Origin of the sequence: Pantoea sp. Lu_F5_004, from assembly GCF_051136245.1 — a bacterium.
Taxonomy (GTDB): domain Bacteria; phylum Pseudomonadota; class Gammaproteobacteria; order Enterobacterales; family Enterobacteriaceae; genus Pantoea; species Pantoea agglomerans.
On the sequence record NZ_CP194946.1, the window covers coordinates 1,837,503 to 1,851,310 of the forward strand.

Below are 13,808 nucleotides of genomic sequence, written 5' to 3' on the forward strand. Positions count from 1 at the left end.
GCCTTTAGCGCGGAGACGGGATCGCCGTTCCCCAGTTACGCCAATCTTTCGGCGCTTCATCCTGCAGCAGGAAGTGTTTATCCGGATTCGCCTGTGGCGCCAGCGGCACCGTCGGCGGCGTCGCAAACTGAATGCCACCGCGAATAAACTGCTGGAATGTCCCGGTTTTCACTACGCCACCCACCAGACCGAAGTCCAGGTTATAGCCGGATGCCAGCCAGAACACCGAGTTATTACGCACCAGATGCTGGTACTTCTTACTGATGCGCAGGGCGATCTGCACACGATCCGCCATATTACCCAGTGAAGTGCCGGTCACGGTACCCACTTCCACACCACGGAACAGCACCGGCGTACCCAGCGACAGTGAACCGGCCTCAGTGGCATCAACATAAATGTTCAGGCCATTAAGGTAGCGGGAGTCGGTAATGGTGCTCTCCTGCAGCTCAAACGTGCGCGCGGCGCCACCTTTACCTGGATCCACGTTGATGTAAGGCTGCAACAGGGTTTCCAGATGATTCACGCCGGTAGCGGAAATTTCCGGTGAGACCACCGAGAAACGGCTGCCGAGACGGGCGAAATCGTTCACATACTCCGGATAGAGTACCGCTTTCGCCACCACCTGATTATTATCTTTGCTTAACGACAGTGACTCCACCTGGCCGACATTAATACCCAGGTAACGAATCGGCATTCCGGCAGAGAGCTTGCTGGCGTCATAGGTGTGCAGTGTAATCTGGCTACCCACCGCGCGGGCGGCGGTTTCAGACGGATAGAGGACGCGTTTGGCCCCTTTGGCCGACTGCGCACCACTCATATTGTCGAAACTGATCGCGCCTTTCAGCGCGCGGTTAAGCGGCGAAGCCTGCACCGTCAGGCCGCTGCCGTTAAGGCTGACGCGTGCGCCACCCTCAGCCCAGAACACGCTTTCGCTGGTCAGCAGCTTGCGATACTCCGGCTGGATATGTACCGCAATATCAAAGGCGTCAGCGCGCGGCGTGACTTTGACAATCTCACCCACCTGAAATTTGCGGTAAAGCACGACAGAGCCGGCCTGCACGTCAGGCAGACTGTTGGCGGTCAGCATCAGCGAGGTAGAAGGGCCATCGCCGGTGATGCCTTCTTCCGCTTTTTCAGCATCGGCAAACAGCGGATAGGCACTTTTTGGCTCGCCCTTTTTGCCCGGATCCAGCCGGATACCGCCATCCACCCATTCACGGGCGCTGGCACCTAATACCTGCATGCCATCAAGGCCGAACTTCACATCCAGCCGACTGTTGACGATAAATTTGCTGTCGCCATGCACCAGATTGCGATTTTCAGGATTGACTGCTACCACGAAATTCACGCCATTTTCATCCAGCGTACGCGACATCACCTGACCAATCTGCATGCCGTGCAGCATCAGCGGCTGGCCCTGATCGATACCATAGCTCTCTGGCGCGCTGAGTTTTACCGTCAGCACATGGGGCTTCTGCAGCAGAGTCTCATTGGACGCCAGCACGGTGTAGTGCTGCTGCGGCTCGCCTTCGCCCGGCACCAGTTCCAGCGTGTTGCCGGTCAGCAGCGCGCTGAGGCTGGTATCCGTCAGGCTGATTTTCGGACTGTGCATCTCAATGCGGGTGCCGCTGCGCATCAGACCGACAACAGAGGGATCGATGGTCAGTTCGCCGGTGACCTTGCCGCCATCCTGCAGGTTCAGTTTGGTCAGCGTGCCGACCTCCAGTCCCTGATACATCAGCGGGGTGCTGCCCGCCTTGAGATTGTTGCCGTTGGGCAGATCCAGCGTGATCTGCACGCCGCGCTGACTATGCGCCAGATCGGGATAGAGCCGGTAATTCTGCTCAGCTTTGGCCGTTTCCGCACCCTGTGGTGAGTCAAACGCGATCGCACCATTGACCAGCGCCGCCAGACTCTCCAGCTGCACTTTAGCCCCGCTCAGACTGACGTCAGCATTCATGCCTGACACGTTCCAGAAACGGCTGTTGGTTTTCACCAGATTGATAAAGCGACGGTCAATCAGCACATCAATCGACACGCCATCGGATTTGCTGTTAATGCTGTAGTCATAGACCCGACCAACCGGAATTTTGCGGTAATAGACCAGCGAGCCGGTGTTGAGCGAGCCGAGATCGGGCGCATGCAGATGGATCATCAATTCGCCGGTATTTACCCGATATTTGGGCTGCGTATCCAGCGCGGTAAACGACTCGCTGGGTTTACCTTTACCTGGCATCATCCCGATGTAGTTACCGCCGACCAGCGCATCCAGCCCCGACACACCCGCCAGCGAGGCTTTAGGCGTCACCAGCCAGAACTGAGTATCTTCACGCAGCGCATCGCGCATATCGCTCTTGATGCTGGCTTTAATCTGAATGCTGCGATAATCATCACTGAGATTAATGCCCTGCACGGTGCCCACTTCCACGCCCTGATAGCGGATCGGGGTGCGACCCGGCACGATACCATCCGCCGTCTGGAAATTGATGGTGATGGTGGTGCCGCGCTCCTGATAATTGGTCCAGAGCAGCCAGCAGGCGATCAGCATCGCAATAATCGGCAGCAGCCAGAAGGGCGAAATTTTGCGCTTATTGCGCAGCGTTGCGTTAGTCGGTGTAGTCGGCGTTTCCTGTTGCATGTGCATCCCAGAGCAGGCGGCTGTCCAGCCACTCAACAGACATAATGGTCAGGATGACGGCCGCGCCAAAAAACAGCGCCGCCGGTCCCATGGTAAAAGCCAGCAGCTGATCACGGTTGACCAGCGACATGGTTAACGAAATGACAAACAGATCGAGCATTGACCAGCGGCCAACCCAGGTGACAAACCGCAGCAAGCGGATGCGGGTTCTCAGCCCCTGTTCACAGCGAAAATGAATGCTGAGCAGCAGAGTCAGCATTACCAGCACCTTGATAAACGGCACCAGAATACTGGCGATAAAAACAATCGCCGCCACCGGAATATTGCCTTCGCCCAGCCCCAGGATGCCGGAGAAGATGGTGTCCTCACGCCGTGAGCCATTAAGATAGACCACGGAGATCGGCATCAGATTTGCGGGGATCAACAGCACAATCGATGCGATGAGCGCGGCCCAGGATTTCTGCAGGCTGTGGCGGCGTCGGAAGTCGAGCGGCGTGTGGCAGCGCGGGCAGCGGCCCCGTTCATCGGGTATGCTGGTGTTGTGACAGTTCAGACAGACCTGCATATCGTCACGGGCCATATTGCCAGGCGTCTGCGGGTAGAAATGCTCCCACAGCTGCTCCATATTCAGATGGATCAGTGTCAGCACGCTCAGCACCGTCAGGGAGATGTAAGCCGCCAGCCCGTAGCCAATCTCCAGCGAAGCATAGTCCTGCACTTTAATCGACGCCACGGCGATGCCGATCAGATAGATATCGAGCATCACCCACTCTTTCAGCTTCTCCAGCATCAGCAGCACGGGACGCAGGTTCATGCCCAGCCGGTGGCCGATACCGAGATAACAGATACCCGCCACCAGTGTTACCGGCGCGCCGATGGTGCAGAACGCCACCATTGAGGCCGTCAGTACATCACCCTGCTGGGTCATCTGGATGATGCCTTCCAGTACGCTGGCATTGATGCGCATGCCAAGCAGCCGGATATCTACCAGCGGCAGGGAGAAAGCAAAGGGCATTAACACAATCATGGTGGCGGCCATCGCCATAAGACGGGTCATCGGCCAGTCGCGACCACTGAGAATTTCGGCGTTACAGCGTGGGCAATGTGCCGACTGATGAGATTTCACATCCGGTAAGGAAAAAAGGGTATCGCATTGCGGGCAACGCTGATAACGTGCGTGAGGCAATGTCTGGCTGATAGCGTGAATTTTCATAGGGTGATGCAATCTTCGCTCTTCAGAAGTAACAGATATCGGTCATAAAGACATTGTCTGTGTGCCTGTCTCGGGCATCACGCTTCGATCCACAGAATGCTAAGGGTATAGCAACTAACGCTATGATTCACCTTGTGGCTCTGGATATTTAAAACTTATTTTTAACGAACGGTCTCTAATGCCCGTTCAGATGTCATTGGTAACGGTTGAATAATGAACAAAACTGCCTTTTACGCCGATTTGAATCGCGATATGCGCGCCTTACTGGCGGGAGAAACGGCGTTCCTCGCCGCGATGGGAAACTTTAGCGCGCTGCTGTACGAACGTCTCGATGGCGTGAACTGGGCAGGTTTCTACCTGCTGACGGAAGCGGATACGCTGGTGCTGGGCCCGTTCCAGGGCAAAATCGCCTGTGTGCGCATTCCGGTCGGTAAAGGTGTGTGTGGCACGGCGCTGGCAGAAGAAAAAGTGCAACGCGTAGATGATGTGCATGCCTTCCCGGGCCACATCGCCTGTGACGCTGCCAGCAATGCTGAGATTGTGATTCCTCTGAAAGTGAACGGCACTGTGGTTGGGGTGCTGGACATCGACAGCGTGGCGTACAATCGCTTTGACAGCGACGACGAATCGGGGCTGGTCACACTGACTGATGGGCTTTGTGAAGTGCTTGCGAACAGCGACTTAGAAAAATATCTGCAGCTGACGCGCAGCTAATCGACTGGATCACATGGCATTTAGCGATGTTGTCATTATAATGTCGCCTGTTCATGCCTGCGCTGGTCGGCAAACCCGTTGTAATCAGGAAATTTCATGGAAAATCAACCTAAGTTGAATAGCAGTAAAGAAGTCATCACTTTTCTGGCGGAGCGCTTTCCGCACTGCTTTAGCGCTGAAGGTGAAGCGCGTCCGCTCAAAATCGGTATCTTTCAGGATCTGGTCGAGCGTGTTCAGGGCGAAATGGGTCTGAGCAAAACACAGCTGCGTTCCGCGCTGCGTCTCTATACGTCAAGCTGGCGTTATCTGTACGGCATCAAAGCCGGTGCTATCCGTGTCGATCTCGACGGTAACGCCTGTGGCGTGCTGGATGAGCAACACGTTGAGCATGCACGCAAGCAACTGGAAGAAGCGAAAGCACGCGTCCAGGCGCAGCGTGACCAGCAGCGCGCCGCGCGTCGTGAAGCAGGCGAAAGCGAAGAGGGCGCGGCACCGCGTCGTCCACGCAAGCCCGCGGCACGTAAGCCTGCAGAAGGCGAAGCAGCGCGTAAACCGCGTCCGCAGACCACTGCATCGCGTGCGACCGCCTCACAGCATCGCAAGCCAGCCCCACGTCCGGAGCAGGAAGCCCGACCCATCACTGATACCTCAACTTTGCAACCCGGCCAGAGTATTAAAGTTAAAGCAGGCAAAAGTGCGATGGACGCTACCGTTCTTGAAGTATCAAAAGACGGCGTTCGGGTCCAGCTCGCTTCCGGCATGGCAATGATTGTGCGCGCAGAACACTTGCAGTTCTGAAACGGAGGCTAACCCCGGCATGAACACCCTTTTTAAAGTTGGACTTATTGCGGGCCTGCTATTAGCAGGCCCAACCTTCGGCGCGGAGAACATTACACGCGCCGATCAGATTCCCCAGCTTCACGAAGATCCGCAGGATCCGACGGTCAGTGAGCGCGTAACCTCGCGCTTTACCCGTTCCCACTATCGCCAGTTCGACCTGGATCAGAACTTTTCAGCGAAAATTTTTGATCGCTATCTGAACATGCTCGACTACAGCCACAATGTGCTGCTGGCGTCAGATGTGGCGCAGTTTGCCAGCAAAAAAACCACCGTCGGCGATGAGCTGCGCAGTGGCAAGCTGGATCTCTTTTACGATATTTATAATCTGGCGCAGAAACGCCGTTTTGAGCGCTATCAATATGCGCTGACGGTGCTGGCTCGTCCGATGAATTTCAGCGGCAATGACACTATCGACATTGACCGCGCGAAAGCACCCTGGCCGAAAGATCAGTCTGAACTGAATGCGCTGTGGGATGCCAAGGTCAAATACGATCAGCTGAGTCTGAAGCTGGCGGGCAAAGATGATAACGAGATCCGCGACGTTCTGACCAAGCGTTACAACTTTGCTATCCGTCGTCTGGCCCAGAGCAACGGTGAAGATGTTTTCCAGCTGGTGATGAACGCTTTTGCCCGCGAAATCGATCCGCACACCAGCTATCTGTCGCCGCGTAACACCGAGCAGTTCAACACCGAGATGAGCCTCTCCCTGGAAGGCATCGGTGCGGTTCTGCAGATGGATGACGACTATACGGTAATTAACTCGATGGTCGCAGGCGGCCCGGCCGCGAAAAGCAAAGCCATTACCGTTGGCGATCGCATCGTCGGTGTTGGTCAGCCAGGCAAGCCGATGGAAGATGTGATCGGCTGGCGTCTGGATGATGTCGTGGCAAAAATTAAAGGACCAAAGGGCAGCAAAGTGCGCCTGGAAGTTCTGCCAGCCGGTAAGGGCACCAAAACCCGTACTGTGACGCTGACGCGTGAGAAAATCCGTCTGGAAGATCGCGCGGTTAAATTGACCATCAAAAATGTCGGCAAGCAGAAAGTGGGCGTTCTCGATATTCCTGGTTTCTATGTCGGCCTCACCGACGACGTGAAAGTACAGCTGCAGAAACTGCAGAAACAGAACGTCGACAGTGTGGTGATCGATCTGCGTACCAACGGTGGCGGCGCGCTGACCGAAGCAGTCTCGCTTTCCGGTCTGTTTATTCCGAGTGGTCCGGTGGTTCAGGTACGCGACAACAATGGTCGGATTCGTGAAGACAGCGATAATGACGGCGTTGTCTACTACAAAGGACCGCTGGTGGTGCTGGTCGATCGCTTCAGCGCCTCAGCCTCTGAGATCTTTGCTGCCGCGATGCAGGATTACGGACGCGCGGTGATTGTTGGCGAGCCAACCTTTGGTAAAGGCACCGTTCAGCAGTATCGCTCTCTGAACCGCATCTACGATCAGATGCTGCGTCCGGAGTGGCCTGCGTTAGGCTCCGTTTCTTACACTATTCAGAAGTTCTATCGCATTAACGGCGGCAGTACACAGCGTAAAGGCGTCACGCCGGATCTGCTGATGCCAACCGGCGTTGAAGCGGCTGAAACCGGTGAGAAATTTGAAGATAACGCACTGCCGTGGGACAGCATTAAAGCGGCGACCTATGTCAAAACCGGTGATGTGAAACCGCTGGTGGTGCAGCTGACTAAGCAGCATGCTGACCGCATCGCTCAGGATCGCGAGTTCCAGTACATCATGAAGGACATTGCCCGTTACAATGCCCTGAAAGATAAGCGCAACATCGTGTCGCTTAATCTCGCTCAGCGCGAGAAAGAGAACCACGAAGATGATGCGTCTCGTCTGGAGCGGATCAACGCGCGCTATCAGGCCGAAGGCAAAAAACCGCTGAAAAACCTGGATGAGTTACCGAAAGATTATAAAGAGCCGGATCCCTATCTTGATGAGACGGTGAAGATCGCTAACGATCTTGCGCAACTGGAGAAATCCCAGCCAGAGGCGCCAGCGGCTAAATAATCCGCTATTGCCAGAAAAAGCACCGCTCAGCGGTGCTTTTTTTTGTACTCAGAAAAGTTTCCAGTAAGCAATGATTAGCGCTGGTGAAGGAGCCTGAAGGCTGGGCTCCTCATCAGGCGTGTCACAATGTAAAGTTATGTCTTTTTAGGCACTTAAACGTTAAGGTTGCTTGAAAAGCAGCCCAATGCCCATAGGATATGGATCCGCGTATAGGCGCGTGAACTACTGAGGAAGATTAACAAAAATGATGCGTATTGCTCTTTTCCTGATGACCAACCTGGCTGTGATGTTGGTATTCGGGCTGATTCTCAGCCTGACAGGGATCCAGTCAAGCAGTGTTCAGGGCCTGATGATCATGGCAGGCCTGTTTGGCTTCGGCGGTGCGTTTGTTTCACTGCTTATGTCGAAGTGGATGGCACTGCGATCGGTTGGCGGTGAAGTGATTGAACAGCCACGCAACGAAACCGAGCGCTGGCTGGTGGATACAATTGGCCGTCAGGCACAACAGGCGGGTATTGCGATGCCACAGGTGGCGATCTATCACGCACCTGACATCAACGCCTTTGCGACTGGCGCACGGCGTAACGCCTCACTGGTTGCTGTCTCAACCGGTCTGCTGCAGAACATGAGCCGTGATGAAGCGGAAGCGGTACTGGCACACGAAGTGTCACATATCGCCAACGGCGACATGATCACCATGACGCTGATCCAGGGTGTGGTGAACACCTTTGTGATTTTCGTTTCACGTATTCTGGCGCAGATCGCGTCGGGCTTTATGTCCGGCAACCGTGATGGTGAGGAGAGCAGCAACGGCAACCCGCTGGTCTACTTTGCGGTGTCGATGGTGCTGGAACTGGTGTTTGGTATTCTCGCCAGCATCATCACCATGTGGTTCTCGCGTCACCGTGAGTTTCATGCCGATGCCGGTTCAGCGAAGCTGGTGGGTCGTGAGAAGATGATTGCGGCGTTACAGCGCCTGAAAACCAGCTACGAACCGCAGGAGCCGAGCAGCATGATGGCGTTCTGTATCAACGGTAAAGGCAAATCATTCAGCGAGCTGTTTATGTCGCATCCGCCGTTAGATAAGCGTATTGAAGCACTGCGCAGCGGCCAGTATCTGAAGTAGCGTTCAGCAGAGTAAAAAAGGCGACCCTGGGTCGCCTTTTCTGTTTAGAAACCATAATCAGACTGAATCTGACAGCAATATCTTAAGCTCAACATGCAGGGAACCCGGGCAGAATAGGAAAGCGTCCCGCGCCATGGATGGTGCGGGCCGACCGTCATGGATGACAGAAGTCTTTCCGATCTGACCGGGTTCCCTGTGAGGGCTCGGCCTTACAGCGAATCGGGTCACACTCTGCCAGGTGGTCGCCTTTTCTGTTTCTGCCATCAGGCGCGGGTCTGCGTCATCCGCGACACACTGACCAGCGCGGCCACGGCGGCAAAGCTGCCCGCCAGCAGCAGTGAAGCGTGCGTCCCGCGTTCATCAAACAGATTAAACATCAGCGCAACCAGCGCGGCACCCATACTCTGGCCCAGCAGGCGCGCGGTGCCCAGCATGCCGCTGGCGCCGCCGCTGCGATGACGCGGAGCGGAAGTGACGATAGTGTGGTTATTGGGTGACTGAAACAGCCCAAAACCGGCACCGCACAGCATCATGCGCCAGATAATATCGCCATCACCTGGGTTGGCCGGAAGCCAGGCGAGCAGAAACAGCCCCAGGGCGAACATGGCCAGCCCGATGCCGCCCAGCAGCCCGGCATGCACCCGTTCAATCAGCCGGCCGGCAATCGGCGCAAACACCATGGTTGCCAGCGGCCAGGGCGTCAGCAGTAAACCGGTTGCCACCTCATCACGCTGCAGGACGTTTTGCAGAAAGAAGGGCAGCGACACCATCGCCAGCATCTGTGCGCAGAACGAACAGACCGACGTTCCCATCGACAGGCTGAATATCGGGATACGCAGCAGATCAACCGGCAGCAGCGGCACCGCCATGTTTAACTGACGACGAATAAAGAACCAGCCCACAACCAGCAGAGCAATGACCTCCGACAGCACCAGCAGATGACTCTGTCCCTGTGCAAATCCGCTCAGCGCAGAGATGATCAGACCAAAGAACAGGGCGTTCATGATCGCGCTGGGAACATCAAATTTCTGCGCTGTCGCTTTCTGCGGATTATCAGGCAGCGTACGCAGCGCCAGCCAGAGCGCAATGGCACCCAGCGGGACGTTAATCAGAAACAGCCACTTCCAGCTTGCCACCGAAAGAATCGCTGCGGCGACCGTCGGGCCTGCCGCGGTTGAAACCGCCACGACCAGCGAGTTGATCGCCATGCCGCGTCCTAGATGACGCTGCGGATAGATAATGCGTATCAGCGCGGTATTCACACTCATCAGCGCTGCACCCCCTAATCCCTGCAGCACGCGGGCAAAAGTCAGCATGGTCAGCGTGGTCGAGAAGGCGCAGAACAGCGAAGTGGCAATAAAAAGCGCCAGGCCCGCCTGATAGACGCGGCGATAACCCAGCATGTCGCCCAGAAAGGAGAGCGACAGCAGCGAGACGATAATCGCAATCTGATAGGCGTTCACTATCCAGATCGACTGCGCCGGGCTGGCATTCAGTTCACGCGAGATAGTGGGCAGGGCAACATTGGCAATCGCGCCATCCAGCACCGCCATGGTCAGGCCCAGCGCGATAGTGACGATTGCCATATAGCGCTGACGCGCGGGTAATCCATCCTGAGGAGGGGAGAGTGTCATAAATTAATTACTAAAGAGGGTGAATATCATCATGCTAATGAAATTAACGCTGAAATACAGCGATTGGACGGATAAAAACTGTCTTTAAATATGACGTCATGGTTAAAGCATTGCTGCCTTCGTGTGCCTCACTCTATACTGACAGTCCGTTCCATTTTTTTTGAAACAGGTTTAACAAGGTGCGCGATGTCCTCTGCTGAAAATGATAAACAGCCCGATTCCGTCTCTTCGGTACTTAAAGTGTTCGGCATTCTGCAGGCGCTGGGTGAAGAGCGCGATCACGGTATTACTGAGCTCGCGCAGCGCGTGATGATGTCAAAAAGCACCGTTTACCGTTTCCTGCAGACCATGAAGTCGCTGGGTTATGTCACGCAGGAAGGTGAGAGCGAGAAGTACTCACTGACACTGAAGCTGTTTGAACTGGGCGCTAAGGCGCTGCAGAATGTCGATTTAATCCGCAGTGCGGATGTGCAGATGCGTGAGCTTTCGCGTCTGACCAAAGAGACCATTCACCTGGGGGCGCTGGAAGAGGACAGTATTGTCTACATCCACAAAATCGACTCCCTCTACAACCTGCGTATGTATTCGCGCATTGGCCGCCGTAATCCGCTGCATACCACCGCGATTGGGAAAGTTCTGCTCGCCTGGCGCGATCGCAGCGAAGTTGAGGAGATCCTGCGGGATGTCGAGTTCAAACGGAGTACGGCCAATACGCTGTTAAGCGCGGAGGCGTTGATTACGGCGCTGGATCAGGTGAGAACGCAGGGCTATGGTGAAGATAACGAAGAGCAGGAAGAGGGCTTACGCTGCCTTGCCGTGCCGGTATTTGACCGTTTTGGCGTGGTGATTGCGGGACTGAGTATCTCTTTTCCCACCATTCGCTTTTCAGAAGATGCCCGCCAGGATTATGTGGCAATGCTGCATCGGGCGGCGCGCACGCTCTCCTCAGAGATGGGCTATCACGACTACCCGTTCTGAAAACAGCGGGCCATGCGGCCCGCTGTTTTTTTAATTATCGATCACTTCTCCGCTTTTCTTCAGCAACGGACAATCAGTCACACCCACCACGCCACTGTCAGTATGCAGATACTGCGCACTGATCACACCGCGAGCGGTCAGATAGCTGCACTGCAGGCCAAGGCCGGCTGCATTTTTAGTACTGCCGGTTAATACGCCATAGCCGGTAAACAGCATCGCCAGCCAGATCACTGCCAGCAAGCCTACCGTACGAATAAACAGTTTCATTATGTCTCCTTGTGAAAGATAACTCAGCGCTCCACCTGGTGCCGCCGGTTATGATGATATCAGCATGCCTCGCTTTTCTGGTGGGATCGATCAGAGATAACTGAAACGGCAAATTCTGCATTGATGTTAACCCCATTATCTTTTGCGATGGCTACAGGTAGAATAGGCGGTTGCCATGTTCTGGCGTTTCCACTGAGTTTTACGAGGCAGTTATGAATGAGTTAGCCGCAAATTCGGGCCCACTGGTCAGCTATGGCCTGCTGGTCATTATTTTGATTGTGGCGTTTATCGCCTGGTTCTTTGTTAACCGCGCCAGCGTGCGCGCCGGTGAGCAAATCCGCTTACTGGAATCTTTGCTGGAAGAGCAGAAGAAACAGAATCAGCTGCTGCGCCGTCTGATTGAGATGCAGCCAGGGGCAGAGAGTAAAAAAACCGATGACGATCGCGAGAAACGCGACTTTATCCGGTTGATTCCGGAACGCTAATCACAGCAGAGAGACGGGATGGTCTGGAAAAATCCGTGGTATGACAGCAGCAAAGCGCATCACACGCCAGAAGGATTCTGCAATCCTGAACCGGAACGGCGCAAGCCGGGCGATCTGCAGCGCTGGCGCAGGGAGCGCAAAGCACAGGGGCTGCCGCTGCCACCGCAGCAGGGCTACGGGGCTTTCACCGAACAGTGGTGGCAGCCCGCCGATATCAGCGGCAGTGACGATCGCATCTGGTGGCTGGGACATGCAGCCGTGCTGCTGCGACTGAACCAGCAATATATCCTGATCGATCCCGCACTTTCGTCACGCGCCTCGCCACTCTCTTTTGCCGGGCCGCAGCGAAAAACGCCAGCACCGCTTAGCATCGCTGATCTGCCGCGTCTGGATGTCGTGCTTATTTCACATAACCATTACGATCATCTTGATCGGCCGACGGTTAAAGCGATCGTCCGGCGTTTTCCGCAGGCGACCTTTATCGTGCCGCTGGGCCTGGCTAAATGGTGCAGGGCGCAGGGCGTGAAACAGGTCCATCAGCTCGACTGGTGGCAACCGTTTACTGTCGGCGACCTCTGTTTTGATGCGGTGCCGGCACGTCACTGGAGTATGCGAACGCCGCGCGATCGAAACCGTTCGCTCTGGTGCGGCTGGGTCGTGCGTTCTGCCTCCGTGCGTTTCTGGTTCTCGGGCGACAGCGGCTACAGCGATAGCCTGCCGGAGATTGCGGCCCGACTTGGCCCGTTCAGCCTGGCGGCTTTGCCGATTGGCGCTTATGCACCTGAATGGTTCATGGCGGGACAGCATATGAATCCCGATCAGGCGGTGGCGCTGTGGCAGGCAGCAGGCAGGCCGCTGACGCTGCCCATCCACTGGGGCGTGTTCGAACTGGCCGATGAGTCGCTGGATGCGCCACCCAAAGAACTGGCGGATGCGCTGCTGCGGGCAAACGAGCAAAAGGGCGGTTTCGCACCGTGGCGAATAGGCGAAAGCCGCGGGCTGAATAAGGATATCCAGGAATTATCCTAAAACCTCAAAGATAAACAAAAGCCCGATTTTTATTATCTGATATCAATTTTTCAAATCAAAAGTTAAATTCTTAATAAGTAAAATCGGGCTCAATGCTTTTATTTGGAGCAGGACGACTGTCTGGCTCCTGCTTTTGGTGCAAGAAAAGTGTTATCTGTACGAAATAAAAGGCGCTGTACAGGATTGAAGCCGGATTATTGATATTTTCAACTTTTCGCGCTTCGCTTATTCATTCTGTTATTGCCATATTTGTGAAATATTAATTTCTTATGGTATCCATTGGGTTAGACCCGGCAACAGAGGCCGGAGAGGGGGATAGCCAGAGAGCGTGCTTAATTTGCATCGGCATTTGTAAACGCCACAGAACAGGCAATGTGAGCCTTCTGGCAATTATGTGCGCAGGCTGGCTGAGGCCCTTAAAAATGGCTTGCCATTATTTTTAGGATATGTGATAACAAATCCTGAGTTAAACGAGGTACAGTTCTGTTTATGCATGGCATCTTCTGTAAAGAAGGACGAGTAAAGACGTTGACGTTGAATACCGCTTCCTTGCCGAACCTTAATTAGTGCCTCATGCAGTAATGTCTCTGGTTTTTCTGTACGACAGCCTTCGGGCTAAATAAACATCTAAAGGAATTTGCAAAATGGCAAAGATTAAAGGTCAGGTTAAGTGGTTCAACGAGTCTAAAGGTTTTGGTTTTATCACCCCTGCTGACGGTAGCAAAGATGTGTTCGTACACTTCTCAGCTATTCAGGGCAATGGTTTCAAAACCCTGGCTGAAGGCCAGAGCGTTGAGTTCGAAATTCAGGACGGCCAGAAAGGCCCGGCAGCCGTTAACGTTACGGCTATCTGATTCAACTCCGCCT

The 13,808-nt window shown here is 54.8% G+C and carries 12 protein-coding genes and 1 pseudogene; 9 read left to right on the forward strand and 4 right to left on the reverse strand.

Going from position 1 to position 13,808, the window contains the following annotated elements:
- Positions 1 to 4 precede the first annotated feature (4 nt).
- Together ACR8BN_RS08465 and yebS are read right to left on the reverse strand one after the other, a co-directional pair.
- Complete coding sequence (locus ACR8BN_RS08465; protein WP_434747530.1) at positions 5 to 2,638, reverse strand: MlaD family protein; 2,634 nt, start codon at positions 2,636 to 2,638, stop codon at positions 5 to 7.
- Positions 2,607 to 3,851 (reverse strand): membrane integrity lipid transport subunit YebS, encoded by a 1,245-nt coding sequence (gene yebS / locus ACR8BN_RS08470; RefSeq protein ID WP_031591392.1) that lies wholly within the window; start codon positions 3,849 to 3,851, stop codon positions 2,607 to 2,609. The genes ACR8BN_RS08465 and yebS overlap by 32 nt, the downstream gene beginning before the upstream one ends.
- 213 nt (positions 3,852 to 4,064) lie before the next feature.
- On the opposite strand from yebS, the gene ACR8BN_RS08475 reads away from it, so the two are divergent.
- The 4 genes from ACR8BN_RS08475 (at position 4,065) to htpX (ending at position 8,548) form a co-directional block, all read left to right on the forward strand.
- Positions 4,065 to 4,565, forward strand: coding sequence for a GAF domain-containing protein (locus ACR8BN_RS08475; RefSeq protein ID WP_010258773.1), 501 nt, complete (start codon positions 4,065 to 4,067; stop codon positions 4,563 to 4,565).
- Between the two features lie 96 nt (positions 4,566 to 4,661).
- Complete coding sequence (gene proQ, locus ACR8BN_RS08480; protein WP_425000276.1) at positions 4,662 to 5,363, forward strand: RNA chaperone ProQ; 702 nt, start codon at positions 4,662 to 4,664, stop codon at positions 5,361 to 5,363.
- A gap of 19 nt (positions 5,364 to 5,382) precedes the next feature.
- Positions 5,383 to 7,422, forward strand: a complete 2,040-nt coding sequence (gene prc / locus ACR8BN_RS08485) for a carboxy terminal-processing peptidase (protein WP_031591391.1) — start codon at positions 5,383 to 5,385, stop codon at positions 7,420 to 7,422.
- A gap of 244 nt (positions 7,423 to 7,666) precedes the next feature.
- Entirely contained in the window at positions 7,667 to 8,548 is an 882-nt protein-coding gene (htpX, locus tag ACR8BN_RS08490) for a protease HtpX (RefSeq protein WP_434747531.1), read from the forward strand.
- A 263-nt stretch (positions 8,549 to 8,811) separates the two neighbouring features.
- Here the strand turns inward: htpX and ACR8BN_RS08495 are convergent, their stop codons facing one another.
- Positions 8,812 to 10,182 carry an MFS transporter gene (locus ACR8BN_RS08495; RefSeq protein WP_022625538.1) on the reverse strand — a complete coding sequence of 457 codons (1,371 nt, stop codon included), beginning with the start codon at positions 10,180 to 10,182 and terminating at the stop codon, positions 8,812 to 8,814.
- 186 nt (positions 10,183 to 10,368) lie between these two features.
- Here ACR8BN_RS08495 and kdgR point away from each other — a divergent pair, with 186 nt between their 5' ends.
- Entirely contained in the window at positions 10,369 to 11,160 is a 792-nt protein-coding gene (kdgR, locus tag ACR8BN_RS08500) for a DNA-binding transcriptional regulator KdgR (RefSeq protein WP_010670769.1), read from the forward strand.
- Between the two features lie 30 nt (positions 11,161 to 11,190).
- Here the strand turns inward: kdgR and ACR8BN_RS08505 are convergent, their stop codons facing one another.
- On the reverse strand, positions 11,191 to 11,427 hold the full coding sequence (locus ACR8BN_RS08505) for a YobH family protein (RefSeq protein ID WP_010258788.1): 237 nt from the start codon (positions 11,425 to 11,427) through the stop codon (positions 11,191 to 11,193).
- Positions 11,428 to 11,639: 212 nt separating this feature from the next.
- Here ACR8BN_RS08505 and ACR8BN_RS08510 point away from each other — a divergent pair, with 212 nt between their 5' ends.
- The 4 genes and pseudogenes from ACR8BN_RS08510 (at position 11,640) to cspE (ending at position 13,795) form a co-directional block, all read left to right on the forward strand.
- Positions 11,640 to 11,912 (forward strand): YebO family protein, encoded by a 273-nt coding sequence (locus tag ACR8BN_RS08510; RefSeq protein ID WP_010258793.1) that lies wholly within the window; start codon positions 11,640 to 11,642, stop codon positions 11,910 to 11,912.
- An 18-nt stretch (positions 11,913 to 11,930) separates the two neighbouring features.
- Positions 11,931 to 12,941, forward strand: coding sequence for an MBL fold metallo-hydrolase (locus tag ACR8BN_RS08515; RefSeq protein ID WP_083067888.1), 1,011 nt, complete (start codon positions 11,931 to 11,933; stop codon positions 12,939 to 12,941).
- A gap of 518 nt (positions 12,942 to 13,459) precedes the next feature.
- A pseudogene (locus tag ACR8BN_RS08520) lies at positions 13,460 to 13,504 on the forward strand (DUF2627 domain-containing protein); the annotation flags it as partial.
- An 81-nt stretch (positions 13,505 to 13,585) separates the two neighbouring features.
- Positions 13,586 to 13,795, forward strand: a complete 210-nt coding sequence (cspE, locus tag ACR8BN_RS08525; protein ID WP_003852684.1) for a transcription antiterminator/RNA stability regulator CspE — start codon at positions 13,586 to 13,588, stop codon at positions 13,793 to 13,795.
- Positions 13,796 to 13,808: the final 13 nt, after the last annotated feature.

Excerpts from the sequence above, each read along its gene's own strand:
- ACR8BN_RS08465 (WP_434747530.1), bottom strand. The coding sequence starts at position 2,638 with ATGCAACAGGAAACGCCGACTACACCGACTAACGCAACGCTGCGCAAT.
- yebS (WP_031591392.1), bottom strand. The coding sequence starts at position 3,851 with ATGAAAATTCACGCTATCAGCCAGACATTGCCTCACGCACGTTATCAG.
- ACR8BN_RS08475 (WP_010258773.1), top strand. The coding sequence starts at position 4,065 with ATGAACAAAACTGCCTTTTACGCCGATTTGAATCGCGATATGCGCGCC.
- proQ (WP_425000276.1), top strand. The coding sequence starts at position 4,662 with ATGGAAAATCAACCTAAGTTGAATAGCAGTAAAGAAGTCATCACTTTT.
- prc (WP_031591391.1), top strand. The coding sequence starts at position 5,383 with ATGAACACCCTTTTTAAAGTTGGACTTATTGCGGGCCTGCTATTAGCA.
- htpX (WP_434747531.1), top strand. The coding sequence starts at position 7,667 with ATGATGCGTATTGCTCTTTTCCTGATGACCAACCTGGCTGTGATGTTG.
- ACR8BN_RS08495 (WP_022625538.1), bottom strand. The coding sequence starts at position 10,182 with ATGACACTCTCCCCTCCTCAGGATGGATTACCCGCGCGTCAGCGCTAT.
- kdgR (WP_010670769.1), top strand. The coding sequence starts at position 10,369 with ATGTCCTCTGCTGAAAATGATAAACAGCCCGATTCCGTCTCTTCGGTA.
- ACR8BN_RS08505 (WP_010258788.1), bottom strand. The coding sequence starts at position 11,427 with ATGAAACTGTTTATTCGTACGGTAGGCTTGCTGGCAGTGATCTGGCTG.
- ACR8BN_RS08510 (WP_010258793.1), top strand. The coding sequence starts at position 11,640 with ATGAATGAGTTAGCCGCAAATTCGGGCCCACTGGTCAGCTATGGCCTG.
- ACR8BN_RS08515 (WP_083067888.1), top strand. The coding sequence starts at position 11,931 with ATGGTCTGGAAAAATCCGTGGTATGACAGCAGCAAAGCGCATCACACG.
- cspE (WP_003852684.1), top strand. The coding sequence starts at position 13,586 with ATGGCAAAGATTAAAGGTCAGGTTAAGTGGTTCAACGAGTCTAAAGGT.